This is a genomic window from Nocardioidaceae bacterium SCSIO 66511 (assembly GCA_023100825.1).
Lineage (GTDB): Bacteria > Actinomycetota > Actinomycetes > Propionibacteriales > Nocardioidaceae > Solicola.
The window spans coordinates 938,984-964,249 of sequence record CP095846.1 but is presented as its reverse complement, the minus strand read 5'-3'; the positions used below and the strand labels follow the sequence as shown (position 1 = coordinate 964,249).

Here is a 25,266-nt window from a genome sequence, read left to right as displayed (position 1 = left end):
CTACTTCGCCTTCTCGAGGACCTCGACGACGCGCCAGCGCTTGGTTGCCGACAGCGGACGCGTCTCCATGATCAGGACGCGGTCGCCGGCACCACACTGGTTGGTCTCGTCGTGAGCCTTGAGCTTGCTGTTGCGGCGCATGACCTTGCCGTACAGCGCGTGCTTCACACGATCCTCGACATCGACGACGACGGTCTTGTCCATCTTGTCGCTGACGACGAGTCCCTCGCGCACCTTGCGTGCGTTACGGCCCTCTGCTTCTGCCACGGTGTCCTTCTCAATCTGCTGCTCGGTCATGCCGCACCCTCGCTCTCGTCGGTGGGCTCGTCGGCCTCGATGATGCCGAGCTCACGCTCGCGGATCACCGTGTAGATGCGGGCGATATCGCGCCGCACCGTACGCAGCCGACCATGGCTCTCGAGCTGGCCGGTCGCCGCCTGGAAGCGCAGGTTGAACAGCTCCGCCTTGTGCTCGGCGAGCTTCTCGGCCAAGTCATCCGCGTTCAACGTACGCAGCTCTGCGGCCTGGGTGGACGCTGCCATCAGTTGTCACCTGCCTCGCGGCTCACGATCTTGCACTTCATCGGGAGCTTGTGGATCGCACGGCGCAGCGCTTCACGAGCGGTCTCGTCGGTAACACCGGACAGCTCGAACATCACGCGGCCGGGCTTCACGTTGGCGACCCACCACTCCGGGGAGCCCTTACCGGAACCCATCCGGGTCTCGGCCGGCTTCTTGGTCAGCGGACGGTCGGGGTAGATGTTGATCCACACCTTGCCGCCACGCTTGATGTGCCGCGTCATCGCAATACGCGCCGACTCGATCTGCCGGTTCGTCACGTAGTTGCCCTCGACGGCCTGGATGCCGTAATCGCCGAATGCGAGCGAGGTGCCGCCCTTGGCGACACCACGCCGCTTCGGGTGGTGCTGCTTGCGGTGCTTGACCCGCTTGGGGATCAGCATGATTCAGCTCTCCTGTCCGGTCGGTGCGCTCTCGGCTGCCGGAGCTGCGGCCTCGGCGGCCGGCGCACTGCTCTTCTGCGCGGCACCCGCGGCGTCGCGGCGGTCATCGCCACCACGACGGCTCGGACGGCGTCCGCGCGACGGGCGACCGCGACCGCTCGGTGCCGCGGCGCGCGCGGCGGCCTGTGCCTCGCGCTCGGCGCGGGTGCCAGCCACCTCGCCCTTGTAGATCCAGACCTTCACGCCGATCCGGCCGAAGGTCGTACGCGCCTCGTAGAAGCCGTAGTCGACATCGGCGCGCAGCGTGTGCAGGGGCACGCGGCCCTCGCGGTAGAACTCCTGGCGCGACATCTCGGCACCGCCGAGACGGCCGGAGCACTGAATGCGAACGCCCTTCGCGCCGCTGCGCATCGTCGTCTGCAGTGCCTTGCGCATCGCACGGCGGAACTGGACACGACCCGACAGCTGCTCGGCGACGCCCTGCGCCACCAGCTGCGCATCGGTCTCGGGGTTCTTGACCTCGAGGATGTTCAGCTGCACCTGCTTACCGGTGAGCTTCTCCAGCTCACCGCGGATGCGGTCGGCCTCGGCGCCACGGCGACCGATGACGATGCCGGGACGGGCGGTGTGGATGTCGACGCGTACACGGTCACGGGTGCGCTCGATCTCGACCTTGCTGATACCGGCGCGGTCCATGCCGGTGGTCAGCAGCTTGCGGATCTTGACGTCCTCACCGACGTAGCTCGAGTAGAGCTTGTCGGCGTACCAACGGCTCTTGTGATCCGTCGAGACTCCGAGTCGGAACCCGTGCGGGTTGACCTTCTGTCCCACTAGCGGTTCCTTCCCTTGCTTCCGGCAGTGTTTTCGGCGACGGCGTCCTCAGGCTGGACGACGATCGTCAGGTGGCTCGTGCGCTTGCGGATGCGGTACGCCCGACCCTGTGCGCGGGGACGCCAACGCTTCAGCGTCGGGCCCTCGTCCACGAACGCCTTGCTGACGACCAGCGTCGATGCATCGAGACCCTCGCCGCCCTCGGCGTTGGCGATCGCGCTCTCCAGCAGCTTGCGGACGTTCTCGGCAGCGGCCTGCGGCGCGAACCGCAGCACGCTGAGCGCCTCGTCAACGGGAAGCCCGCGTACGAGGTCGACGACCCGGCGTGCCTTCATCGGGGTGACCCGGACGAACCGCGCGACGGCGAATGCACCTTCTGCGTCTCCCAGAAGCGAGTCTCGCCGAGCGCTCACGCGTCCGCGCTCCATCGTGCTCATCGTCTACGCGCCTTTCGGTCGTCCTTCTCGTGCCCGCGGAACGTACGTGTCGGGGCGAACTCGCCGAGCTTGTGCCCGACCATCGCCTCGGTCACGAAGACCGGGACATGTTTGCGGCCGTCGTGCACTGCGATGGTGTGGCCGATCATTGCCGGCACGATCATCGAGCGACGCGACCACGTCTTGATCACGTTCTTGCTGCCCTGGTCGTTCTGTGCGTCGACCTTCTTGATCAGATGGCCGTCGACGAACGGGCCCTTTTTGAGGCTGCGTGGCATTGCTTTCTCGTCTCTCCCGGTCTCAGCGCTTGCCGGTCTTGCGGCGGCGGACGATCAACTTGTCGCTGGCCTTGCGCTTACGCGTACGGCCTTCGGGCTTGCCCCACGGCGACACCGGGTGGCGTCCACCGGACGTACGTCCTTCGCCACCACCGTGCGGGTGGTCGATCGGGTTCATCACGACACCGCGAACGCTCGGGCGCTTGCCCTTCCAGCGGTTGCGGCCGGCCTTGCCGAGGTCGATGTTGGACTGCTCGGCGTTGCCGACCTCACCGATGCTGGCGCGGCAGCGGACGTCGACGTAACGCATCTCGCCCGACGGCAGCCGCAGCTGTGCGCGGTTGCCTTCCTTGGCGACCAGCTGGACGGCCGCACCTGCAGACCGGCCGAGCTTGGCGCCGCCACCCGGGCGCATCTCGATTGCGTGCACGACCGTACCGACCGGGATGTTGCGCAGCGGCAGGTTGTTACCCGGCTTGATGTCGGCCTTGACACCCGCCTCGATGGTCGCGCCCTGCGAGAGGCCGGCCGGCGCGATGATGTAGCGCTTCTCGCCGTCGGCGTAGTGCAGCAAGGCGATCCGAGCGGTGCGGTTCGGGTCGTACTCGATGTGAGCGACCTTGGCCGGCACGCCGTCCTTGTCGTAGCGGCGGAAGTCGATGACGCGGTATGCGCGCTTGTGACCGCCACCCTGGTGCCGCGTGGTGATGCGGCCCTGGTTGTTGCGGCCGCCCTTCTTCGGCAGCGGGCGGGTCAGCGACTTCTCGGGCGTCGTGCGGGTGATCTCGGCGAAGTCGGCAACCGACGAGCCGCGACGGCCCGGAGTTGTCGGCTTGTACTTGCGAATAGCCATGTTGTCGTCCTCGTGTCCCTCAGGCGCCCGGTCCGGAGAAGATGTCGATGCTCTGGCCCTCGGCCACGCTCACGACCGCACGCTTGGTGTCGGGACGCTTGCCCCAACCCGTACGCGTACGACGGCGCTTGCCGGGACGGTTGAGCGTGTTCACACCGGTGACCTTCACGTCGAAGATCTTCTCGACCGCGATCTTGATCTGCGTCTTGTTGGCATCCGGCGCGACGAGGAACGTGTACTTGTTCTCGTCGAGCAGGCCATAGCTCTTCTCGCTGACGACCGGCGCGAGGAGTACGTCGCGCGGGTCTCCGTGCAGCGTGCTCACTTGGCAGCCTCCTTCGCGGGTGTGACGCGCTCGACGAACGCGTCGTAGGCCGCCTTGGTGAACACGACGTCGTCGTTGCGGAGGACGTCGTAGGTGTTCAGCTGGTCGGACGGCAACAGGTGGATCGTCGCCACGTTGCGCAGGCTCTTGACGGTCACCTCGTCGTCACGCTGGACGACGACGAGCACGTGCTCGCGCTCGGTGATCTCGCGAACCGCGGCGAGCGCGGCCTTGGTGGACGGGGTGTCGCCGGAAACGAGACCGTCGACCACGTGCACGCGGTCGTTGCGGGCGCGATCCGAGAGCGCGCCACGGAGTGCGGCGGCCTTCATCTTCTTCGGCGTGCGCTGAACGTACGACCGAGGCGTCGGGCCGTGCACGGTGCCACCGCCGGCGAACTGCGGCGCCCGGGTCGAACCCTGGCGGGCGCGGCCGGTGCCCTTCTGGCGGTACGGCTTGGCGCCACCGCCGCGAACCTGGCCGCGGGTCTTGGTGGCGGCCGTGCCCTGGCGCGCCGCGGCCTGCTGGGCCACGACCACCTGGTGGATCAACGGGACGTTGACCTGGACATCGAAGATCTCAGCGGGGAGATCGACCTTGACGATGCTCACGATCAGGCTCCCTTCTTGGCGGCTGAACGGATCATGACCGTCGAGCCCTTGGCGCCGGGTACGGCGCCCTTGATCAGGATCAGGCCCTTGTCGGTGTCGACTGCGTGGATCGCGAGGCTCTGGACCGTCACGCGGTCGTTGCCCATGCGTCCGGCCATCCGCAGGCCCTTGAACACCCGGCCGGGGGTGGCGCAGCCGCCGATCGAACCCGGCTTGCGGTGGTTGCGGTGTGCACCGTGGGATGCGCTGACGCCGGCGAAGCCGTGGCGCTTCATCACGCCCGCGTAGCCCTTGCCCTTGCTCGTACCCGTGACGTCGACGACGTCACCGGCGGCGAAGATGTCGGGGCTGATCTGCTGCCCGATCTCGTATCCGTCGATCGCGGCGGTGCGGATCTCGGCAACGTGGCGGCGCGGCGTCACGCCGGCCTTCTCGAAGTGACCCGCACGCGGCTTGGTGACCTTGCGACCGTCGATCTCGCCGAAGCCGATCTGAACGGCGGTGTATCCGTCGGTCTCGGCCTTGCGGATCTGCGTGACGACGTTCGTGTCGGCCGCGATCACGGTGACGGGCACGACGCGGTTGTCGGCGTCCCAGGTCTGCGTCATGCCGACCTTGCGGCCGAGCAGCCCGCGTACGTCTTTCCTCTGGCTAGTCTGCTTGCTCATTGGTGTTCGGTCCTCAGAGCTTGATCTCGATGTCGACACCGGCCGGCAGATCGAGACGCATCAGCGAATCGACCGTCTTCGGTGTCGGGTCGATGATGTCGATGAGTCGCTTGTGCGTACGCATCTCGAAGTGCTCGCGGCTGTCCTTGTACTTGTGCGGCGAGCGGATGACGCAGAACACGTTCTTCTCGGTCGGCAACGGCACCGGTCCGGCGATGCTCGCGCCGGTCCGCGTCACGGTGTCCACGATCTTCCGCGCCGAGGTGTCGATCACCTCGTGGTCATAGGCCTTGAGCCTGATGCGGATCTTCTGTCCCGCCATAGCGCTCGCTTCGTCCCTTTCTTCGTGCCCGGGCCCGGCGTGGTGCCAGGTCTGGTCTCGTCACGCCTCGGCTGAGCCGTGTGCTGCGCTCCGGTAACCCGTCGACGTGGCCTGCACGGCTCTTCCGACCCCCGAGGTCGGGCGTGTCGCGATGGGCACAAGGCACACGACGGCACACACTTCTCGAGTTAGGTAGTTGGGCCCGACCTGATCTGCATCGAGCCGAGTGGAGTCTCCTGGTTCGGTGTGGCTGCGAGCAGCGCACACCCCGGCAACTCCACCGGAGCAACCGCAACAGTCTGACAGACATCACCGGCCGATGCCAAATCGGGGTTGACGCCGCGTTCCGGGTCCGCGTCTCGATCAGCTTCTGCGGCCGCGTTCGGCCGAGTTGTCGGGCCTTCGTACGCCCGCGATGGCGGTGTCTGCGAAAGAGCCCTCAACCGATATCGGAAACGGCCAACCATTCGCCGCACTCGTGCGTACTAAGGGGTGAGTCAGCAGGAGGGAGACAGTGACATGTCAGATCGCTACGACGGGTTCCGCGAGTTCTTCGCGGCGCGCCGTTCCGATCTGTCGCGCACCGCCTTCTTCCTGACCGGTGACGACAACGCAGCCGAAGACCTACTTCAAGAGGCGATGGTGAAGACCGCGGCCAAATGGCATCGGATACACCCGAACGGGAATCCCGATGCGTACGTGCGTCAGGTCATGCTCAACCTCGTGCGCTCGCGTTGGCGTCGTCGACAGAAGATCACGGAGTATGCAACTGACGAGGTCCCGGAGGTCCACTCCGCGCACGACATCGAGTCAGCCGTCGTCGCGAAGTCCGTACTCGGGCGGGCGCTGCAGACGCTGACCGCGCGGCAGCGCGCGACGCTGTACTTCCGCTATTACGAAGACCTTTCGGAGGCCGAGACGGCTCGCCTCCTCGGGTGCTCAACGGGCACCGTCAAGAGTCAGTCGCACGCGGCGCTTGCCAAGCTCCGCGAAACCGCACCGCATCTGCTCACCGCCGAATCAGTCGAGGTAGCCGAATGAACACACAGCTGAAGGATCTCTACCGCCAGGTAGGCGACGCCGTCGAACCCGCGGGTGACGTGACACAGGTCCTCGCCCGGGCTCATCGGCGCCGCGTACGCACCCAGGTCGCGACTCCGATCGCGGGCGCCGCGGTCGTCGCCGGTGCGGTCGGCCTCGGTGTCACCTCGCCATGGTCCGACGCCGGCTCCGCGGGCTCGGGTTCCGAGGTGGAGTTCGCCGCCGCGCTGCCCGAGCCGGCATCGGTCGCCGGCAATACGTACACCCTCGACCAGGATGCCTCTCGCGGCCTGCCCAAGGGCGTCGACGTCGAGATCGACTTCCACCAGGGCTCGTACTCCGCATCCGCGGGTTGCAATACGTTCTCCGGCGACTACGACATGAGCGACGACGTGCTCGTCTCCTCGCCGATGGGCGCGACGATGGGCTTCTGCCCCGGCCTCGGTAAGGCCGATGCGTGGATGGAGTCCTTCCTCGGCTCCGGGCCGAAGGTGGCCGTCGACGGCGATCGGCTGACGCTCGACAACGGCAAGAGCGAAGTGGCGCTGTCCGCCAAGCCCGTCGCCGACAAGCCGCTGGAGGGTACGAACTGGAAGCTCGATTCGATCGTCGACGGCGACGTCGTCTCGAGCGCCCCGCACGGCGCCAAGGCGACGCTGTCCTATGAGTCCGATGAGCTCACCATGTCGACCGGCTGCGCCGAGCGTACGACCGGCGTCGACGTCTCCGATGGATCGATGACGGTCACCGGCGACGAGGCCGCGTCATCGGGGACGAACGCATGCGCCGATCCGAAACTCGACCGTGCCGTGCGGGAAGTACTCGCGGGTCCGATCGGTTACGACATCGAAGGCAGTCAGCTACGGATCCAGACCGACGGCGGTGCACTCATCTACACGGCCAACTGATCCGCCCAACCACCCCTGCGCCACCCACTCCGGTGTAGGGGCCCGTGAAGGCCCACCGCTCCCTCTTTCCCTCCGGAGCGGTGGGCTTTCGCTATTCGTCAGACCCACCTACGTACCCAAAAGTTCCCGCCGAAGTACGGATTCCCTCCCACCAGCCCGCCGAGGTACGGATTCGTTCCCATGGCGCGCGTCTCATGGGAACGAATCCGTACCTCGGCGGGACTGGTGGGGTTATTGCAGGCGCACCTCGTTCAGGTACCGCTCCCACTCGCCGGCGAGTACGCGCGGCGTACTCGGATGTCCCAGCCGACGCAGATGGCCGTGAATCCGATCGAGGATCAGCTGCGGCCGTCGGTACAGATGGTCGGCGATCACGACGACGACCGTCCATCCGTTCTCGACGTACTCGGCGTTTCGGTCGACGTCGCGAGTCCACTGCTTCCTCTGCCGCAGATGGTGCTCACCGTCGTACTCGATCGCCAGCCGGACCTCCGGAAAGCTCAGGTCCGGAGTCGCTATCCACTCCCCCTCCGCGTCGAGTCCCGCAGTGCCGGTCTTCGGCTCAGGAAGCCCTGCGAAGTGAAGGAGTAGTCGAAGGTGTGTTTCCGGCGGAGAGTCGACTCTAGGCCGAACCAGGTCTACGGCCTGGCGCGCTTTACGGATGTGGCGACGGCCACGTTCGAGGGAGAGTTCACGCAACTCGTCAATCGTCACCTCGGGCCGTTTGATCGCCGCATCGGCGAACGCAACGAGATCGAACAAGCAGAGTTCCGTCGCCAGGTCGATGAAGGTCTTGCCGATGGAGGTGACGCGGCGACCGTCGATCATCCGGTACCTCGGCACCTCGCCGGTCTTGAACCAGTGCGCCCGTAGGCCGGAGGTATCAATGCCCTTGTCTCGTTCGGGAAACCAGAAGTGCGGCACACTCGGATCGGGTACGGGCAGACCGTGCAGCTGTGCCGCAGTTTGATGCGATGCCAACGCCGTCCACGCCATCGTGAGTTGGGCTGCGTCGTATTGCAGCTGTGGCGTGACTTCGACCTCGGGCCAGATGTAGATGCTGCGATGTAGCTGCCTGAATCCGGCCCGGCGCAAGACCTTCGTACTCAGTCCATAGGCTTTGGCGTCCCATTCGGTGACGATTCCACTCTTGAGTTCGGTCGGGATTGCACGGGCTCCAGGCATGCCCAAGCGTTGCGCAGATCGGGCTTGTACTTTGCGTTATCCACAGCCCAATTTTCGGAATCTCCCGCCGAGGTACGGATTCGTTCCCATGAGGCGTACGCCATGGGAACGACTCCGTACCTCGGCGGGAGGTGGAGATGCGAAAAGGCCCCGATCCGCAGTGCGGATCGGGGCCCTTCGTTGTTCGGCTAGATCACTTGTTGATCTTGGTGACCCGGCCGGCGCCGACGGTACGGCCGCCTTCGCGGATTGCGAAGCGCAGGCCCTCCTCCATGGCGATCGGCTGGATCAGCTCAACTGCCATCGACGTGTTGTCGCCCGGCATGACCATCTCCGTGCCCTCGGGCAGCGTGACGACACCGGTGACGTCGGTCGTACGGAAGTAGAACTGCGGCCGGTAGTTGTTGAAGAACGGCGTGTGACGCCCGCCCTCATCCTTGGCGAGGATGTAGACCTGGCCCTCGAAGTCCGTGTGCGGAGTGGTCGAACCCGGCTTGATCACGACCATGCCGCGCTCAACGTCCTCGCGCTTCGTACCGCGCAGGAGCAGACCGACGTTCTCGCCCGCCTGGCCCTCGTCGAGGAGCTTGCGGAACATCTCGATACCGGTGACGGTCGTGGTCTGCTTGTCGTCACGGATGCCGACGAGGTCGACGGTCTCGTTGACCTTGATGATGCCGCGCTCGATACGACCGGTGACGACCGTGCCGCGACCGGTGATCGTGAAGACATCCTCGACCGGCATCAGGAACGGCTTCTCGGTCTCGCGCTCCGGCTCCGGGATGTAGGAGTCGACGGCGTTCATCAGCTCGAGGATGGCCTCCGACCACTTCTCGTCGCCGTTCAGCGCCGGGTACGCCGCGACCTTCACGACGGGGACGTTGTCACCGTCGAACTCCTGCTCCGAGAGCAGCTCGCGGACCTCGAGCTCGACGAGCTCCAGGATCTCCTCATCGTCGACCATGTCGCACTTGTTCAGCGCAACGACCATCGCCGGAACGCCGACCTGGCGAGCCAGCAGCACGTGCTCACGCGTCTGCGGCATCGGACCGTCGGTCGCCGCGACGACGAGGATCGCACCGTCCATCTGCGCCGCACCGGTGATCATGTTCTTCACGTAGTCGGCGTGCCCGGGGCAGTCGACGTGCGCGTAGTGCCGGTTCTCGGTCTGGTACTCGACGTGGGCGATCGAGATCGTGATGCCGCGCTGCTTCTCTTCCGGCGCCTTGTCGATCATGTCGAAGGCCGAAGCCTCGTTGAGTTCCGGGTACTTCTTGTGAAGCACCTGGGTGATCGCCGCGGTAAGAGTGGTCTTGCCGTGGTCGATGTGACCGATGGTGCCGATGTTCATGTGCGGCTTAGTCCGCTCGAACTTCGCCTTAGCCACTGGGGCTCCTCCTCGATTGAATGTCTTACGCCGTGCGGTTGAGCGCGCGCCGACCCTATTACAGGTCGACGATCACTCGCCCCGGGCCTTCTTGATGATCTCTTCCGCGACGTTCCTGGGAACCTCGGCGTATGAGTCGAACTCCATCGAGTACGACGCCTGACCCGAGGTCTTCGACCTCAGATCGCCGACGTACCCGAACATTTCAGACAGCGGAACCAGCGCATCGACCACCCGGTCTCCGTGCCGTTCGCTCATCTGCTGAACCTGTCCCCGGCGCGAGTTGATATCGCCGATGACATCCCCGAGGTAGGACTCGGGAGTGGTGACCTCGACCGCGAACATCGGCTCGAGGATCACCGGATCAGCCTTACGCGCCGCCTCCTTGAACGCCATCGAACCGGCGATCTTGAATGCGAGCTCCGACGAGTCGACGTCGTGGTACTGACCGTCGGTCAGCGTCACCTTGACATCGACCATGGGGTATCCGGCAAGAATGCCGAACTCCATTGCCTCTTGGGCCCCCTCGTCGACCGACGGGATGTACTCCTTCGGAATACGTCCGCCGGTGATCTCATTTGCGAACTCGTAGCCGCCCTCGCCGCCGACGACCGAACCGGTCGGCTCGACGTTGATGAGCACCTTCGCGAACTGGCCGGACCCACCGGTCTGCTTCTTATGCGTGTAGCCGACCTTCTCGACCTTGCGCTTGAGCGTCTCGCGGTACGCGACCTGCGGCTTGCCGACGTTGGCCTCGACCTTGAACTCGCGGCGCATCCGGTCGACGAAGACATCGAGGTGCAGCTCGCCCATGCCGGCGATGATCGTCTGGCCCGTCTCCTCATCGGTGTGCACCGTGAAGGTCGGGTCCTCCTCGTGCAGCCGCTGGATCGCGGTGCCGAGCTTCTGCTGGTCGGCCTTCGACTTCGGCTCGATCGCAACCTGGATCACCGGCGCCGGGAACGTCATCGACTCGAGGACGACCGGGTTCGCCTGGTCACACAGCGTCTCGCCGGTGGTGGTGTCCTTCAGACCCATCACGGCGACGATCTGACCCGCCCCGACACTCGCGATCTCCTCGCGCTTGTTGGAGTGCATCTGGTAGATCTTGCCGATGCGCTCGCGCTTGCCCTTGGTCGGGTTGTAGACCTGCGTACCCGTATCGAGTCGACCGGAGTAGACCCGGATGTAGGTGAGCTTGCCGAGGTGCTGATCGGACGCGATCTTGAAGGCGAGCGCCGAGAACGGCTCGGACTCCTTCGGCTCACGATCGACGGTGACCTCTTCGTCCTTGACGTCGTGGCCGTGGATCGCGCCGACGTCGATCGGCGACGGCAGGTAGTCGACAACCGCGTCGAGCAGGGGTTGTACGCCCTTGTTCTTGAAGGCGGTGCCACACAGCACGGGGTTCAGCTTGTCGCTGATCGTCGCGCGACGGATGGCGGCCTTGAGCTGGTCGAGCGTCGGCTCCTGGCCCTCGAGGTAGAGCTCCATGATCTCGTCGTCGGCATCGGCGAGGGTCTCGATGAGCTTCTCGCGGTACTCCGCTGCCTGGTCGGCGAGCTCGGCGGGGATCTCCTCGACCTCGTAGTCCTCACCCATCGCGGTCTCACCGCGCCAGGTGAGGGCGCGCATGCCGACCAGATCGACGACACCGAGGAAGTCGGCCTCGGCACCGATCGGGATCTGCATGATCAGCGGGGTCGCGTTGAGGCGGTCGACGATGGTGCCGACGCTGTAGAAGAAGTCGGCTCCGGTGCGGTCCATCTTGTTGATGAAGCACATCCGGGGCACGCCGTACTTGTTCGCCTGGCGCCATACGGTCTGGCTCTGCGGCTCTACTCCGGCAACGCCGTCGAAGACCGCAACGGCACCGTCGAGTACGCGCAGGTTGCGCTCGACCTCGACGGTGAAGTCGACGTGACCCGGGGTGTCGATGATGTTGATCTGGTGATCGTGCCACCAGGCAGTCGTCGCGGCCGACGTGATCGTGATGCCGCGCTCCTGCTCCTGCTCCATCCAGTCCATCGTCGACGCGCCATCATGAGTCTCACCGATCTTGTAGTTGATACCGGTGTAGTACAGGATGCGCTCGGTCGTCGTGGTCTTGCCCGCGTCGATGTGCGCCATGATGCCGATGTTGCGCACCACAGTCAGATCAGTGGTGATGTCTATGGCCACCTGGAGTTTCTTCCCTTACGTATTGATCGGTACCCGACACCTACAGCGGCGCCTGGGAGTTCGTCACCAGCGATAGTGAGCGAATGCCTTGTTGGCTTCGGCCATCTTGTGCGTGTCCTCGCGCTTCTTCACGCTGCCGCCCAGGCCGTTGGACGCGTCGAGGAGCTCGTTCATCAGTCGCTCGGACATGGTCTTCTCGCGACGCTCACTGGCGTACTTGACGATCCAGCGCAGCGCGAGCGTTGTCGGGCGGCCGGCGCGGACCTCGACGGGGACCTGGTACGTCGCGCCGCCGACACGACGGCTGCGGACCTCGAGGCTCGGCTTCACGTTGTCGAGTGCGCGCTTGAGCGTGACGACCGGGTCGGTGCCCGTCTTCTCTCGGGTGCCCTCCAGCGCTGCGTACACAATGCGCTGAGCGACCTGCTTCTTGCCGTCCTCGAGCACCTTGTTGACCAGCTGGGTGACCAGCGGGCTGCTGTAGACCGGATCGGTCTCGATCGGTCGCTTCGGTGCGGGGCCCTTGCGCGGCATCAGCTCTTCTCCTTCTTCGCGCCGTAGTGGCTGCGAGCCTGCTTACGGTTCTTCACACCCTGGGTGTCGAGCGAACCGCGAATGATCTTGTAACGAACACCGGGGAGATCCTTCACCCGGCCGCCGCGGACGAGCACGATCGAGTGCTCCTGGAGGTTGTGGCCGACGCCGGGGATGTACGCGGTGACCTCGATGCCGCTCGAGAGCTTGACGCGTGCAACCTTGCGCAGCGCGGAGTTCGGCTTCTTCGGCGTCGTGGTGTACACGCGCGTGCATACGCCGCGACGCTGTGGCGAACCCTTCAGGGCCGGTGTCTTCTGCTTAGCCACCTTGTCCTGACGGCCCTTGCGGACCAGCTGCTGGATCGTGGGCACTACGTACTTCCTTCTTCTGGCGGGCTGCTGAGTCGTGCACGTGCCCTGGTTGGGGTGAATGGCTCTCGCCTGCGACCCCCGCACTCGGGCGTGTCATGCCTACCGCACGGAGACGGCGTCTTGGCACACTGGATGGCCTGGGAAGGCCAGGCACATCGGACAAGACTACCGGCTGGCGGTATCTCGGTCAAAATCGGGTCCAGAGACCCTCGCCGGGCCGGTCACCGTCGCTCTGCGAGCAGCTCCGCGAGGTGCATCGCGCGTACGTCGGCGAGGTCGTCGAGCTGGGTACGACAGGAGAACCCGTCGGCGAGGACGACTGTACCCGGTCCGGCCTCGCGTACGGCCGGCAGCAGCTGATGCTCCGCGACCGCGACCGAGACCTCGTAGTGCCCTTTCTCGACGCCGAAGTTGCCCGCGAGCCCGCAGCAGCCGCCCATCCGACGTACGGAAGCACCCGATCGTTCGAGCAACGCCGCGTCGGCACGCCACCCCAGCACCGACGCATGGTGGCAGTGCGGTTGCGCGACGATCTCGGTGCCGGAGAGATCGGGCGGGGTCCAGTCGGGCGTACGCTCCAGCAGCTCCGACAGGGTGAGTACGCCCTCGGCCACCTCGGCCGCTCTCGGATCGTCGACCAGATCGAGCGCGTCGGAGCGCAGCACCGCGAGACAGGACGGCTCCAGACCGACGACCGGCGTACCCGAGGACACGACCTGGTGCAGCGTGGCGACCGTGCCCGCGACCATCCGCCGCGCGGCGTCGAGCTGACCCGTCGAGATCCAGGTCAGACCGCAGCACGCGGACTTGTCGAGTACGCGTACCGAATAGCCGGCGTCCTCCAGCACGTCGACCGCCGCCTTGCCCGCATCGGTCGAGAAGTAGTCGGTGAAGGAGTCGGCCCAGATCACCACGTCACCGTGTCTGCCCTGCGCCGATGCGTCACGCCGCTTCGCCCACTTGCGCAGGGTTGTCGTCGCGAACGTCGGCAGGCTCCTGCGCTGGTCGACGCCGGCGGCCCACCGGGCGATCGAGCGAAGCCCCGGCGTCATCAGGATCACATTCGCAAGCCAGGCGATCGGCGCCGACAGACGAGCCCAACGCGGCAGCCAACCGAGCAGATAGTGGCTGCGAGGCCGGATGCGCTTGCGGTACGTCTGGTGCAGCACCTCCGCCTTGTACGTCGCCATGTCGATGCCGGTCGGACAGTCGTGCACACAGCCCTTGCACGACAGGCAGAGATCGAGTGCCTCGTGTACCTCGGGCGACTTCCAGCCCTTCGTGACCGTACGCCCGTCAACCATCTCCTGCAGCACTCGCGCCCGCCCGCGCGTCGAGTCCTTCTCATCACGAGTCGCGAGGTACGAAGGGCACATCACTCCGCCGCTCGCGGAGGAGTCGGCGATGCACTTGCCGACTCCCGTACACCGGTGCACGGCCGATCCGAAGTCGCCGTCGTCGTGGATGAGCCGAAGGCCGAGGCGTTCACGTACCGCACCTCGACCGGAGATGCGCAGGTCCGCGTCGACCGCGCGGGGTCGTACAAGCACACCGGGGTTGAGCAGGTCGTCGGGGTCGAAGACGTGCTTGACCTGCTCGAACATCGCGATCGCATCGGCGGAGTACATCCGCGGCAGCAGCTCCGAGCGAGCCCGGCCGTCACCGTGCTCACCCGACAGAGTGCCGCCATGGCGCGCCACGAGATCTGCCGCCTCCTCGAGGAACCCGCGGAACACACCAGTGCCGCCGGGCTCGTCGATCGGGAAGTCGATGCGGATGTGCACACATCCGTCGCCGAAGTGGCCGTACGGAATGCCCTGCAGGTCATGGTCGACGAGCAACGACTCGAACTCGCGCAGGTACCCGCCGAGCTTTTCCGGCGGGACTGCCGCGTCCTCCCAGCCCGACAGCGCAGGTCGGTCGAGCGTACGCGCGGCGAGACCGGCACCCTCCTCGCGGATTCGCCAGAGCGCCGCACGCTCTCCGGCATCCTCAACAGCGCGGCTGGCAACCGACTCCGAGGCGCGTGCCACCTTGTCGGCCAGGGCTGCGAGCTCACCCGCGTCCTCACCGGCGAGCTCAACGAACAGCCATCCCTTGCCGTCGGGGAGCTCGGGTACGGCGTGCGCGCCCTTCTGCGTACGCACCACGTCGACGATGCGCGAGTCGAGACCCTCACATGCGATCGGACCGAACGGGAGTAGTGCGGGAACCGCGTCGGCGGCGTCGGCCATCGACGGATACCCGAGCACGACGAGTACGCGATGCGCCGCGTCGCGTACGAGGTCGACCGTCGCACCGAGCTGGATCGCGAGGGTGCCCTCGGTGCCGGTCATGAACGTTGCGACGTCGAAGTCGTTCTCGGGGAGGAGATGCTCGAGGCTGTAGCCCGAGACCTGGCGGCCGAAGCGTCCGAACTCGGTGCGGATGGTCGAGAGCCCGTCTCCGACGACCGTCTCGAGCGCATCGAGAGTCGACGAAGCGGTACGCCCGCCGCGTACGAGCTGGAGGCGCTCGCCCTTGATCGTCACGACGTCGAGGCCGGCGACATTGTCGGCCATCCGGCCGTACCCGAGGGCGCGGGATCCGCATGCGTTGTTGCCGATCATGCCGCCGATCGTGCACCGCGTATGTGTGGACGGATCGGGCCCGAAGCGCAGGCCGTGCGGCGCCGCCGCCTTCTGCAGATTCGCGTGCACGACACCCGGCTGGATCAGCGCCGTACGCGCCTCCGGGTCGATGTGCTCGACCGCGCCGAGGTGGCGGCGAAAGTCGAGGACGACGCCGGTGCCGACCGCATTGCCGGCGATCGACGTTCCGGCGCCTCGGGCCGTGAGTGGTACGCCGGTCTCGGCACAGGCGGTGACCGTTGCGATCACCTCGTCGATCTCTCTTGGGCGTACGACGACCTGGGGCGTCACGCGATAGAGGGACGCGTCGCTGCTGTACAGCGCCCGCGCCAGGCTCGAGTCGTCGACATCGCCGACCCCATTACGTCGCAGTGCCGCGACGACGTCGCCGGTCGCGGTCTCCACAACTGTCATCGACACCCCACTCCTTCGCAGCCCGCCGCTGAGCCGCCTCGAAGGACAGACTAGGGGGCGGGCACAGGCGCTCTGCGGGCCGTCCGAGGCGTGGCCATGCGCGAGGTTTCGCGACGCTTTCGGCGAATGTGACGGGAACCCCGCCATCGCGTGTCGCGTCCCTTATGAGGGCACCGGTAACCTGTGTAGCGTCGGCCACCTGGAACCTCCTCGCGCAAGCGTCGTGGCCGGTCGCCGGAGTCCTGCCGATCCCCGACCGAAGGGTAGCCATGAGACGTGTCGCCATCGGCATTGCGACGGCTGCCCTGATCGCAACAGCGACGGCATGCACGGCGGACTCGGACGACGGCCCGACGGATGCACCCACCAAACACGTTGCGGTCGACCCCGATGAGGTCGAACGCCACGAGGCGACCTCAGGTACGCCCATCTCGTTCGGCATCGACGTCCCCGAAGGCGCCGTGCAGGTCGGCCCGCTGATCCGCCAGCGGCGTGCCGACGTACAGGAGGTCATCGACGACGTCGACGGACGCGAGGATGCCTTCGCCAACGACGGTGACCCGGCCGATCCGGCCGATCCGGAGACGCGCGATCCCGACGAGCCCGCGCTGCCCGACTTCACCACCGCAATGCTGCGCGTCGACGGTGACCCCAATGAGGTCGTTCCGGCCATGTTGGGCGAGCTGTCAGACTCCCTCGAGGGGAGCGAGATCGACGCCGAGCATTGGCGCGACTACTGCGTCGTCGACGACGCGCAGATCATGGGGTGCCGGCTTGCCGATCGAGGTACGACCGATGACGATGTGCACGTCGCCGTCGAACTCACCGTGTACCCCGGTGACCCGAAGGCGAAGCTCGCCGCCGCGGGCTCGCTGCTCCGGCCGGTGCTGGTCTTGACGCTCGAGCAGCTCGGTCCGCGTGCCGAGTCCGGTCAGCGCGACCGCGCCGACGCACAGGCGCGCGACGCGCAGAACGCCCTCGATGCGCGTAAGGCCGAGGAGGCCGCGATCGCGAAGGAGCGCGACAAGCGCAAGGCCGACAACAAGTCGGCGGCCAAGCCCGATAAGGCCGGCGTACGCGATGCGAGTAGTGACGGCGACCAGCCCGAAACCGACGATCCGACGAGCGACGGCGACGAGCCCGACTCCGACGGCTCCGGTGATCCCGAGGCCGACAAGCCGGACGAGCCCAAGTGGCCGACCATGAAGCGTGAGCGCCCGGCCGAGGCGGGCGACTGGATCCTCACGCCGAAGTGGAAGATCCGTCCCAACACCGAGGTCATCTTGAGCAGCGCGACGCCGAAGGTGGCAATGCTCGCGGTCAAGGACGGCGCAGACACCGAGGCGATCGCCCGCCGGTACGTACGCGCGTTCGCCGATGTGGCGACGACGCCGAAGATCGACGAGGTCGAGGACCGCAACGAGCGCAGCATCACGTACACACCGCGCAACGACGGCTCGGGCCCCGCTATCGCTGTGACGGCCGTTGCGACGGGTCGAGGCAACTACATCGAGCTGCTGTACTCCGACGACGCCGACTCGCCACCGGGTCCGAACCTGCGGCAGAAGGCGCAGCAGGGCGAGAAGGACGACAACGACAAGTCGGACGACACCGAGAAGGACGATAAGTCCGAAGGGTCCTAGCCTCTCGGTAGCTCCAGCGCGTAGCGAACGACCTGGAGCACCGGCCGGTCGCCGACGGCGTCGAGTCGTACCCACTCCACGGCGTCGGTCGTACCACCGACCTCCGTGACCGCCGCGCGAACGCCGTCCGGCACGGTCGCAGCGAAGACGAGGTGGATGCCGTGGTAGTCCTCCACCCTCCCGTTCGGCGCCGTGCCGGTGAAATGGGTGTCGTGTACGTCGAGCAGTGCGCCGATCTGCGCGTCGAGTCCGGTCTCCTCGTAGACCTCGCGTACGAGCGCGTCCCGCGGGTTCTCCCCGTGATCTATACCACCACCCGGGAGCGTCCACGATCCGTCGTGATGACCGATTCGTGAGATGCGGGTCAGCAGCAGCTGGTCGCCGCTGATGATTCGGGCGTACGCCGCGATCCGCTGGCGTCGCACGGGCTCGATGGGGTCTGTCACGGGGCCACCTTAGGCCGTCCTCCACGCCGCCGATTTTGTGTAACGAAACGATAACTGGCACGGTGGGAACGACCGGACCAGCGAATCGAGGACCCACCGCTTTCCCTATGACTGTTACGGCACCGACGACCGACACCACCAGCCGCCAGGCGTCGCCGGCGCGTGACCCGTTCCTCGACAACGCACGGTACTGGGTCATGTTGCTCGTCATCATCGGGCACTTCCTCACCCCCTTGCTCGCCCAGGACGAGGCGCGCGCGGCGTACCGCTGGATCTACCTGTTCCACATGCCGGTGTTCATCCTGATCTCGGGCTACACCAGTCGGCACTACACAGGGACGCCGCGTCAGATCCGTCGGATGGTCGGTGCGCTCGTCGTCCCGTACCTCGTCGTCGAGCTGGGGCTCGAGGCGTACGAGGCGTGGCTGGCCGATGAGCCGCTGGAGCTGCACGTGCTCGAACCGCAATGGCTCACCTGGTTCATCGCGGCGCTGTTCGTGTGGCGGCTGACGACGCCGATCTGGCGGGCGATCCGCTGGCCGATCCCGGTCGCGATCGCGATCTCGCTCATCGGCGGGCTGGCCCCGGTCAGCGATGTGCTGGCCATCCCGCAGATCATCGGGTTCTTGCCGTTCTACGTCGTCGGCATGCAGCTGCGACGTGAGCATTTCGACAGGTTGCGCGACTGGCGTGTACGCGCCGGCGGTGCGGCAGCCCTCGCGATCGCGGCGTACGTATGCGTGCTGGAGCCAAAGGACTGGATCGTGTCGTGGCTGTACTGGCGCGACGCGTACTCCGAATCGCCGCTCGACGCCTCGGCCATCGACGGGATGCTGAACCGCGGCGGACTGCTCGCGATCGGGTTCCTTCTCGCGGCGGCGGTGCTTGCGCTCGTACCGCACGGGTGGGCGTGGTACTCGCGGATGGGCCAGCGCACCCTGTACTGCTATCTGCTGCACGGCTTCGTCGTACTCGCGCTCACCTACTACGGCGCCTTCGACTACCTGCTCGAACACGGTGGTGTCGGCATGGGCATCTCGGTCATCGCGGCGCTGGTGCTGGCGAACCTGCTGATGACGCGGGCCGTAGCCGACGGCTTCCGGCCGATCCTCGAGCCACGGCTGAAGTGGCTCTTCCGCGACGACTCCCCCGCTGAGACGCGAGAAGTACCCCGCTGAGTCGGCGCTCCTGCACCGCTGAGTCGGCGCTCCTGCACGCTCCACCGAGCGGCCATCGACCGTTCGACCCCGCCTCGCCGAACGTTCAGCATGCCTGGGAATCACCTCCGCAGCGACCGGTTGGCGGTCGCGTTCGCTCCGTCCGTCGAGCAGGAGGCCACCCCTCATGTCCGCTCCGCACCGAAGTCGAACCACCCTCGCCCTGATCGCATCCGGCGCCATCGCCGTCGCCGGACTGTCGACCACCAGCCCATCCGTCTCTCCACCCGCCCACGCCGCTGCGCCGGCCGACTGGGACGCCACTGCGTACCGTGGCCAGGTCGAGGTCGTACGCGAGAGCGGCTCTGAGTCGCGCTCCGCCGAGACCCTGAAGGGCCGGGTCTTCGTCGACCGCGACCGTGACAGCAGTAGCGACGGCGGCGAACGAGGCCTTCCCGAGGTCACCGTTTCCAACGGACGCGACGTCACGACGACCGACCGGTTCGGTCGGTACGAACTGCCCGCGTACGAGAACATGACCGTGTTCATCACCCAGCCCGCGGGTTACCAAGTGCCGGTCGACGAATCGAATGTCGCGCAGTTCCACTACACCCATCTGCCGGCCGGCTCCCCGAAGCTGAAGTACGGCGGGATCGAGCCGACCGGGCCCTTGCCCGACGCCGTCAACTTTCCGCTGGCCAAGAGCAAGGCGACCGCCGATCGCGAGCAGGGCTGCGTGATCGCCGGCGATCTGCAGCCGTACGACAAGACCGAGATCGGGTACGCGCGAGACGGCGCCATCACCGACCTGTCCGAGCGCACCGACTACGCCAGCTGCGGTGCGTTGTTCATCGGCGACGTCGTCGGCGACGATCTGTCGCTGTACCCGGACGTACGCGGCCTGGCCGACCAGCTGAACGGTCCGGTTCGGTTCCTGCCGGGCAACCACGACCTCGACTACGACTCGCCCACCGCCGAGCACTCCTTCGACACCTTCCGGGAGCAGCTCGCGCCGACGTACTTCTCCTATGACGTCGGCGAAGCGCACGTCGTCGCGCTGAACACGGTTCGCTATCCCTGCACGCCTGACGTCGACAACTCCGACGGCAAGCGTCCCGAGTGTGACGACCCGAAGAACGATCCGTCGTACAACGGACGGCTCGGCGCAGACCAGCTCGACTGGTTGGAGCGCGATCTGCGCAACGTTCCCGACGACAAGCTGGTCGTGATCGCAAGCCATATCCCGCTGCTGACGTTCGCCGACGAGGGCAGCCCGATCCACCAGGTCGATCAGGTACGCGAGGTCTACCGGCTGCTCGACGGCCGTGACGCCGTTGCCGTCGCCGGTCATACGCACTCGATCGAGAACATGAAGACCGGAGACCTGGTCAAGGGTTGGAAGGACATCTTCGGTATAGAGGGGCTGCCGTTCCCGCATCTCGTGGCGGGCGCGATCTCCGGTGACTGGTTCTCCGGCGAGCTCACTCCGGAGGGCTACCCGGTAGCCGTCGGCCGTGACGGTGGGCGGCCGGGCATCTTGACTCTGGACGTAGACGGCAACTCGTTCCAGGAGCGCTACACGGTCACCGGCAAACCCGACGACTACCAGGTGCAGCTGAGCGTCAACTCCCCGTCGTACCGGCAGTGGTACGTCGCCCGCCAGAAGTGGAACGACGATAAGCAGGGCAAAGCACCTGAGCTCGGCGACCTGCGCCGCATCACGCGCGCAGACCTGCAAGGCGGCAGCTGGCTGACGGCCAACTTCTGGATGGGATCGTCGGACTCGACGGTCGAGGTCACGATCGACGGCGAACCCGCGGGTGAGGCCGTACGTACGCAGCCGATGCAGGGCGAGGACCAGCGCATCGGTCCGCAGTGGTCGGATCCGCACGCCGTCGCCCAGCAACTCGTCAATGGCGGGAGCGTTGCCGACCGGTCCATGCATCTGTGGCGGCACGAGCTGCCGACGACGCTGGACGCCGGTACGCACAAGGCCGTGGTGACCGCGACGGACGCGTACGGTCGGGAGTTCGATCGCACGATGGTGTTCAAGGTCGTCGAAGAGCGCTGAGACGCGACTTATATCGCACTGAGACGAGAACTGCCCCAGCCGATCGGCTGGGGCAGTTCTCGTCTCAGTGCGATATAAGTCGCGTCTCAGCGATGGGTTAGTTCTGGTACGACCCGAAGTCGAAGTCGTCCAGTGCGACGGACTGGCCGCTGCTCTGGCCGAAGTCGTAGTCGTACGACTCGTACCCGCTGACGGAGTACGCCGCTGCGCGCGCCTCCTCGGTCGGCTCGACCCGAATGTTGCGGTAACGCTCGAGGCCGGTGCCGGCGGGGATCAGCTTGCCGATGATGACGTTCTCCTTCAGACCGCGCAGGGAGTCCGACTTGCCGTGGATCGCGGCATCGGTGAGCACTCGGGTGGTCTCCTGGAAGGACGCCGCCGACAGCCACGAATCGGTCGCGAGCGACGCCTTCGTGATGCCCATCAGCACCGGGCGGCCCGAGGCAGGCGAGCCGCTCTCGGAGACGACCCGACGGTTCTCCTCCTCGAAGCGCACCCGATCGTGCAGGTCGCCGGGCAGCAGCGTGGAGTCGCCCTGCTCGATGACCGTGACCCGGCGCAGCATCTGGCGCACGATGATCTCGATGTGCTTGTCGTGGATCGAAACGCCCTGGCTCCGGTAGACCTCCTGGACCTCGTCGACCAGGTGCTCCTGGGCCCGGCGTACGCCCAGGATGCGCAGGACGTCCTGCGGATCGGGCGTGCCGTGCGTGAGCTGCTGGCCAACGTCGACGTGGTCACCGTCGCCGACGAGCAACCGGGCACGCTTGGTGACCGGGTACTCCTGCACATCGGTGCCGTCGTCGGGCGTGACCAGGATCTTGCGACCCTTCTCGGTCTCGTCGATCTCGACCCGCCCGGCCGACTCGGTGATCGGCGCACGGCCCTTGGGCTGGCGGGCCTCGAACAGCTCGACGACGCGCGGAAGACCGTGCGTGATGTCGTCACCTGCGACACCACCGGTGTGGAAGGTACGCATGGTCAGCTGCGTACCGGGCTCACCGATGGACTGCGCGGCGACGATGCCGACGGCCTCACCGAGGTCGACGAGCTTGCCCGTCGCCAGCGAGCGGCCGTAGCACTTCGCGCACGTGCCCGTACGCGCATCGCAGGTCAGCACGGAGCGGACCTTGATCTTCTCGACGCCGGCCGCGACCAGCTCGGCGATCTGCACGTCGCCGATGTCGCCACCGGCCTTGATCAGCACCTCGTCGGTCTCGGGGTGGACGATGTCGACGGAGGCGGTACGCGAGTACACCGAGGTCTCGACGTTCTCCGTTGCGATGACCCGGCCGTCGTCGAGGCGCTGGCCGATGACCTTCGGCAGACCACGCTCGGTGCCGCAGTCGTCCTCGCGGATGATGACGTCCTGGCTGACGTCGACGAGACGACGCGTGAGGTAGCCGGAGTCGGCAGTACGCAACGCCGTGTCGGCGAGGCCCTTACGGGCACCGTGGGTGGCGATGAAGTACTCGACGACCGACAGGCCCTCGCGGTAGTTCGACTTGATCGGCCGCGGGATGATCTCGCCCTTGGGGTTGGCGACCAGGCCGCGCATGGCGGCGATCTGACGGACCTGCATCATGTTGCCGCGGGCACCGGAGTGCACCATCTGGAAGATGGGGTTCTCCTTGTCGAAGGTGCCCTCCATCTCCGCGGCGACCTCGTTGCTCGCCTGGGTCCAGATCTCGATGAGCTCCTGGCGGCGCTCGTCGTCGGTGATCAGACCACGGGAGAACTGCTTCTGGACCTTGGCGTCCTGCTCCTCGTACGTGGCGAGGATCTCCGGCTTGCGGGCCGGTGAGATGACGTCTTCCATCGAGATCGTCACGCCGGAACGCGTCGCCCAGTGGAAACCGGTGTCCTTGAGGTTGTCGAGCGCGTTCGCGACGTCGACCTTGGAGTAGCGCTCCGCGAGGTCGTTGACGATCACGCCGAGCTGCTTCTTACCGACCTCGTAGTCGACGTACGGGTAGTCCTCCGGCAGTGCGTCGTTGAACAGCGCGCGACCAAGTGTCGTCTCGCGCATCACGCCGTTGCGCAGCCGCAGCCGCAGTGGCGACTGGAGACTGATCTCCTGACGGTCGAAGGCCATGATCGCCTCGGCGATCGACCCGAAGGCACGGCCCTCGCCGGGCTGGTTCTCCCTCGCGAAGGTGAGGAAGAAGATGCCGATGATCATGTCCTGCGTCGGCATCGTGACGGGACGGCCGTCGGCCGGCTTCAGGATGTTGTTCGTCGACAGCATCAGGATCCGCGCCTCGGCCTGTGCCTCTGCCGACAGCGGCAGGTGCACGGCCATCTGGTCACCGTCGAAGTCGGCGTTGAAGGCCGAGCAGACGAGCGGGTGGATCTGGATGGCCTTACCCTCGATCAGCTGCGGCTCGAACGCCTGGATGCCGAGGCGGTGCAGCGTCGGTGCGCGGTTGAGCAGCACCGGGTGCTCGGCGATGACCTCTTCGAGGACATCCCAGACCTCGGCGCGTACGCCGCGCTCGACCATCCGCTTGGCGCTCTTGATGTTCTGAGCGTGGTTCAGGTCGACCAGGCGCTTCATCACGAACGGCTTGAACAGCTCGATCGCCATCTGCTTGGGCAGACCGCACTGGTGCAGCTTCAGCTGCGGGCCGACGACGATGACCGAACGGCCGGAGTAGTCGACACGCTTACCGAGGAGGTTCTGCCGGAATCGACCCTGCTTGCCCTTGAGCATGTCGGAGATCGACTTCAGCGGACGGTTGCCGGGTCCGGTGACCGGACGACCACGGCGGCCGTTGTCGAACAGCGAGTCGACGGCCTCCTGCAGCATCCGCTTCTCGTTGTTGACGATGATCTCGGGTGCGCCGAGATCGAGCAGCCGCTTCAGGCGGTTGTTGCGGTTGATGACTCGCCGGTACAGGTCGTTGAGGTCTGAGGTGGCGAACCGGCCACCGTCGAGCTGGACCATCGGACGCAGCTCCGGCGGGATCACCGGGACGGCGTCGAGCACCATGCCCTTCGGGTCGTTGTTGTTGGCGAGGAACGCCGAGACGACCTTGAGGCGCTTGAGGGCACGCGTCTTGCGCTGACCCTTGCCGGTGTTGATGGTCTCGCGCAGGTTGTCGGCCTCGGCGTTCAGGTCGAACGTCTCGAGGCGCTTCTGGATCGCCGCGGCGCCCATGTAGCCCTCGAAGTACTTGCCGAAGCGGTACGTCATCTCGCGGTAGAGGATCTCGTCGCCCTCGAGGTCCTGGACCTTGAGGTTCTTGAAGCGATCCCAGACCTCGTCGAGGCGGTCGATCTCGCGCTGGGCGCGGTCACGGATCTGCTTGGCCTCACGCTCGGCGGCATCCTTGACCTTGCGGCGCTGGTCGGCCTTCGCACCCTCGGCCTCGAGCGCGGCGAGGTCTTCCTCGAGCTTGGCCATGCGCTGCTCGATGTCGTTGTCGCGCTTGGACTCCATGCCCTTGCGCTCGACGTCGATCTTGGTCTCGAGCGACGAGAGGTCGCGGTGACGTGCGTCCTCGTCGACGTGGGTGATCATGTACGCGGCGAAGTAGATGACCTTTTCGAGGTCCTTCGGCGCGAGGTCGAGCAGGTATCCGAGGCGTGACGGGACGCCCTTGAAGTACCAGATGTGGGTGACGGGCGCGGCGAGCTCGATGTGGCCCATCCGCTCGCGGCGTACCTTCGAGCGGGTGACCTCGACGCCACAGCGCTCGCAGATGATGCCCTTGAAGCGGACCCGCTTGTACTTACCGCAGTAGCACTCCCAGTCACGCGTCGGGCCGAAGATCTTCTCGCAGAAGAGGCCGTCGCGCTCGGGCTTGAGCGTGCGGTAGTTGATGGTCTCCGGCTTCTTCACTTCGCCGTGGGACCAGGTACGAATGTCATCTGCAGTCGCAAGGCCGATCTGCAGTTGGTCGAAGAAGTTCACGTCCTGCACGTTGTCTTCGCATCCTCAATCTTGGTGAAACTCAAAGGTGGGGAGTGGGGGTCGGGGCCCACCGAGTGCCGGCGGGCCCCCGGC

Annotated in this window: 24 protein-coding genes; 5 read left to right on the top strand and 19 right to left on the bottom strand. The window is 66.3% G+C overall.

All coding sequences use genetic code 11. The annotated features are described in order from the left end of the window. Genes rpsQ through rpsJ form a run of 11 tightly spaced genes read right to left on the bottom strand, consistent with a single transcriptional unit; the run spans position 1 to position 5,286 of the window. A complete protein-coding gene (gene rpsQ, locus MU582_04475; protein UPK75896.1) occupies positions 1 to 297 on the bottom strand; it encodes a 30S ribosomal protein S17 in 297 nt (98 codons plus the stop codon). Then, positions 294 to 542, bottom strand: a complete 249-nt coding sequence (gene rpmC / locus MU582_04470; protein UPK75895.1) for a 50S ribosomal protein L29 — start codon at positions 540 to 542, stop codon at positions 294 to 296. Before rpmC ends, rpsQ begins: the two co-directional genes overlap by 4 nt. Next, the gene (gene rplP / locus MU582_04465; protein UPK75894.1) at positions 542 to 961 is read right to left on the bottom strand and encodes a 50S ribosomal protein L16; all 420 of its coding nucleotides are present in this window, start codon (positions 959 to 961) and stop codon (positions 542 to 544) included. Before rplP ends, rpmC begins: the two co-directional genes overlap by 1 nt. 3 nt (positions 962 to 964) lie before the next feature. After that, positions 965 to 1,792 carry a 30S ribosomal protein S3 gene (gene rpsC / locus MU582_04460; GenBank protein UPK75893.1) on the bottom strand — a complete coding sequence of 276 codons (828 nt, stop codon included), beginning with the start codon at positions 1,790 to 1,792 and terminating at the stop codon, positions 965 to 967. Beyond that, entirely contained in the window at positions 1,792 to 2,229 is a 438-nt protein-coding gene (gene rplV / locus MU582_04455; protein ID UPK75892.1) for a 50S ribosomal protein L22, read from the bottom strand. The genes rpsC and rplV overlap by 1 nt, the downstream gene beginning before the upstream one ends. Beyond that, on the bottom strand, positions 2,226 to 2,507 hold the full coding sequence (rpsS, locus tag MU582_04450; protein UPK75891.1) for a 30S ribosomal protein S19: 282 nt from the start codon (positions 2,505 to 2,507) through the stop codon (positions 2,226 to 2,228). Before rpsS ends, rplV begins: the two co-directional genes overlap by 4 nt. Before the next feature lie 22 nt (positions 2,508 to 2,529). Beyond that, positions 2,530 to 3,360, bottom strand: coding sequence for a 50S ribosomal protein L2 (gene rplB, locus MU582_04445; protein ID UPK75890.1), 831 nt, complete (start codon positions 3,358 to 3,360; stop codon positions 2,530 to 2,532). A gap of 19 nt (positions 3,361 to 3,379) precedes the next feature. After that, positions 3,380 to 3,685: a 50S ribosomal protein L23 gene (rplW, locus tag MU582_04440; protein UPK75889.1), complete on the bottom strand. Its 306-nt coding sequence runs from the start codon at positions 3,683 to 3,685 to the stop codon at positions 3,380 to 3,382. Then, positions 3,682 to 4,302: a 50S ribosomal protein L4 gene (gene rplD / locus MU582_04435; GenBank protein ID UPK77110.1), complete on the bottom strand. Its 621-nt coding sequence runs from the start codon at positions 4,300 to 4,302 to the stop codon at positions 3,682 to 3,684. The genes rplW and rplD overlap by 4 nt, the downstream gene beginning before the upstream one ends. After that, entirely contained in the window at positions 4,299 to 4,964 is a 666-nt protein-coding gene (gene rplC / locus MU582_04430; protein ID UPK75888.1) for a 50S ribosomal protein L3, read from the bottom strand. Before rplC ends, rplD begins: the two co-directional genes overlap by 4 nt. A 13-nt stretch (positions 4,965 to 4,977) precedes the next feature. After that, the gene (gene rpsJ / locus MU582_04425; GenBank protein UPK75887.1) at positions 4,978 to 5,286 is read right to left on the bottom strand and encodes a 30S ribosomal protein S10; all 309 of its coding nucleotides are present in this window, start codon (positions 5,284 to 5,286) and stop codon (positions 4,978 to 4,980) included. A gap of 519 nt (positions 5,287 to 5,805) precedes the next feature. Between rpsJ and MU582_04420 the strand changes: the two genes are divergently transcribed. Both MU582_04420 and MU582_04415 read left to right on the top strand, forming a co-directional pair. Beyond that, the gene (locus MU582_04420; GenBank protein UPK75886.1) at positions 5,806 to 6,327 is read left to right on the top strand and encodes a SigE family RNA polymerase sigma factor; all 522 of its coding nucleotides are present in this window, start codon (positions 5,806 to 5,808) and stop codon (positions 6,325 to 6,327) included. Beyond that, positions 6,324 to 7,235 (top strand): META domain-containing protein, encoded by a 912-nt coding sequence (locus MU582_04415; GenBank protein ID UPK75885.1) that lies wholly within the window; start codon positions 6,324 to 6,326, stop codon positions 7,233 to 7,235. The genes MU582_04420 and MU582_04415 overlap by 4 nt, the downstream gene beginning before the upstream one ends. A 231-nt stretch (positions 7,236 to 7,466) precedes the next feature. On the opposite strand, the gene MU582_04410 is transcribed toward MU582_04415, so the two are convergent. From MU582_04410 to MU582_04385, 6 genes are all read right to left on the bottom strand, one after another. Beyond that, entirely contained in the window at positions 7,467 to 8,420 is a 954-nt protein-coding gene (locus MU582_04410; GenBank protein UPK75884.1) for an endonuclease domain-containing protein, read from the bottom strand. A gap of 193 nt (positions 8,421 to 8,613) precedes the next feature. Further along, entirely contained in the window at positions 8,614 to 9,807 is a 1,194-nt protein-coding gene (tuf, locus tag MU582_04405) for an elongation factor Tu (protein UPK75883.1), read from the bottom strand. Positions 9,808 to 9,879: 72 nt separating this feature from the next. Then, positions 9,880 to 11,937, bottom strand: a complete 2,058-nt coding sequence (gene fusA, locus MU582_04400) for an elongation factor G (GenBank protein UPK77109.1) — start codon at positions 11,935 to 11,937, stop codon at positions 9,880 to 9,882. A 114-nt stretch (positions 11,938 to 12,051) separates the two neighbouring features. After that, positions 12,052 to 12,522 (bottom strand): 30S ribosomal protein S7, encoded by a 471-nt coding sequence (gene rpsG, locus MU582_04395; GenBank protein ID UPK75882.1) that lies wholly within the window; start codon positions 12,520 to 12,522, stop codon positions 12,052 to 12,054. Beyond that, positions 12,522 to 12,896: a 30S ribosomal protein S12 gene (gene rpsL / locus MU582_04390; GenBank protein ID UPK75881.1), complete on the bottom strand. Its 375-nt coding sequence runs from the start codon at positions 12,894 to 12,896 to the stop codon at positions 12,522 to 12,524. The genes rpsG and rpsL overlap by 1 nt, the downstream gene beginning before the upstream one ends. 221 nt (positions 12,897 to 13,117) lie before the next feature. After that, complete coding sequence (locus MU582_04385) at positions 13,118 to 15,940, bottom strand: FAD-binding protein (GenBank protein ID UPK75880.1); 2,823 nt, start codon at positions 15,938 to 15,940, stop codon at positions 13,118 to 13,120. A gap of 269 nt (positions 15,941 to 16,209) precedes the next feature. Here MU582_04385 and MU582_04380 point away from each other — a divergent pair, with 269 nt between their 5' ends. Then, positions 16,210 to 17,583 (top strand): hypothetical protein, encoded by a 1,374-nt coding sequence (locus MU582_04380; protein UPK75879.1) that lies wholly within the window; start codon positions 16,210 to 16,212, stop codon positions 17,581 to 17,583. Here the strand turns inward: MU582_04380 and MU582_04375 are convergent. Continuing rightward, positions 17,580 to 18,029, bottom strand: coding sequence for an NUDIX domain-containing protein (locus MU582_04375; GenBank protein ID UPK75878.1), 450 nt, complete (start codon positions 18,027 to 18,029; stop codon positions 17,580 to 17,582). The genes MU582_04380 and MU582_04375 overlap by 4 nt on opposite strands. A gap of 107 nt (positions 18,030 to 18,136) precedes the next feature. Here MU582_04375 and MU582_04370 point away from each other — a divergent pair, with 107 nt between their 5' ends. Both MU582_04370 and MU582_04365 read left to right on the top strand, forming a co-directional pair. Continuing rightward, positions 18,137 to 19,207 carry an acyltransferase family protein gene (locus MU582_04370; protein ID UPK75877.1) on the top strand — a complete coding sequence of 357 codons (1,071 nt, stop codon included), beginning with the start codon at positions 18,137 to 18,139 and terminating at the stop codon, positions 19,205 to 19,207. 166 nt (positions 19,208 to 19,373) lie between these two features. Continuing rightward, positions 19,374 to 21,257 (top strand): calcineurin-like phosphoesterase family protein, encoded by a 1,884-nt coding sequence (locus MU582_04365; GenBank protein UPK75876.1) that lies wholly within the window; start codon positions 19,374 to 19,376, stop codon positions 21,255 to 21,257. Positions 21,258 to 21,354: 97 nt separating this feature from the next. Here the strand turns inward: MU582_04365 and MU582_04360 are convergent, their stop codons facing one another. Next, positions 21,355 to 25,182 carry a DNA-directed RNA polymerase subunit beta' gene (locus MU582_04360; GenBank protein ID UPK75875.1) on the bottom strand — a complete coding sequence of 1,276 codons (3,828 nt, stop codon included), beginning with the start codon at positions 25,180 to 25,182 and terminating at the stop codon, positions 21,355 to 21,357. Positions 25,183 to 25,266: the final 84 nt, after the last annotated feature.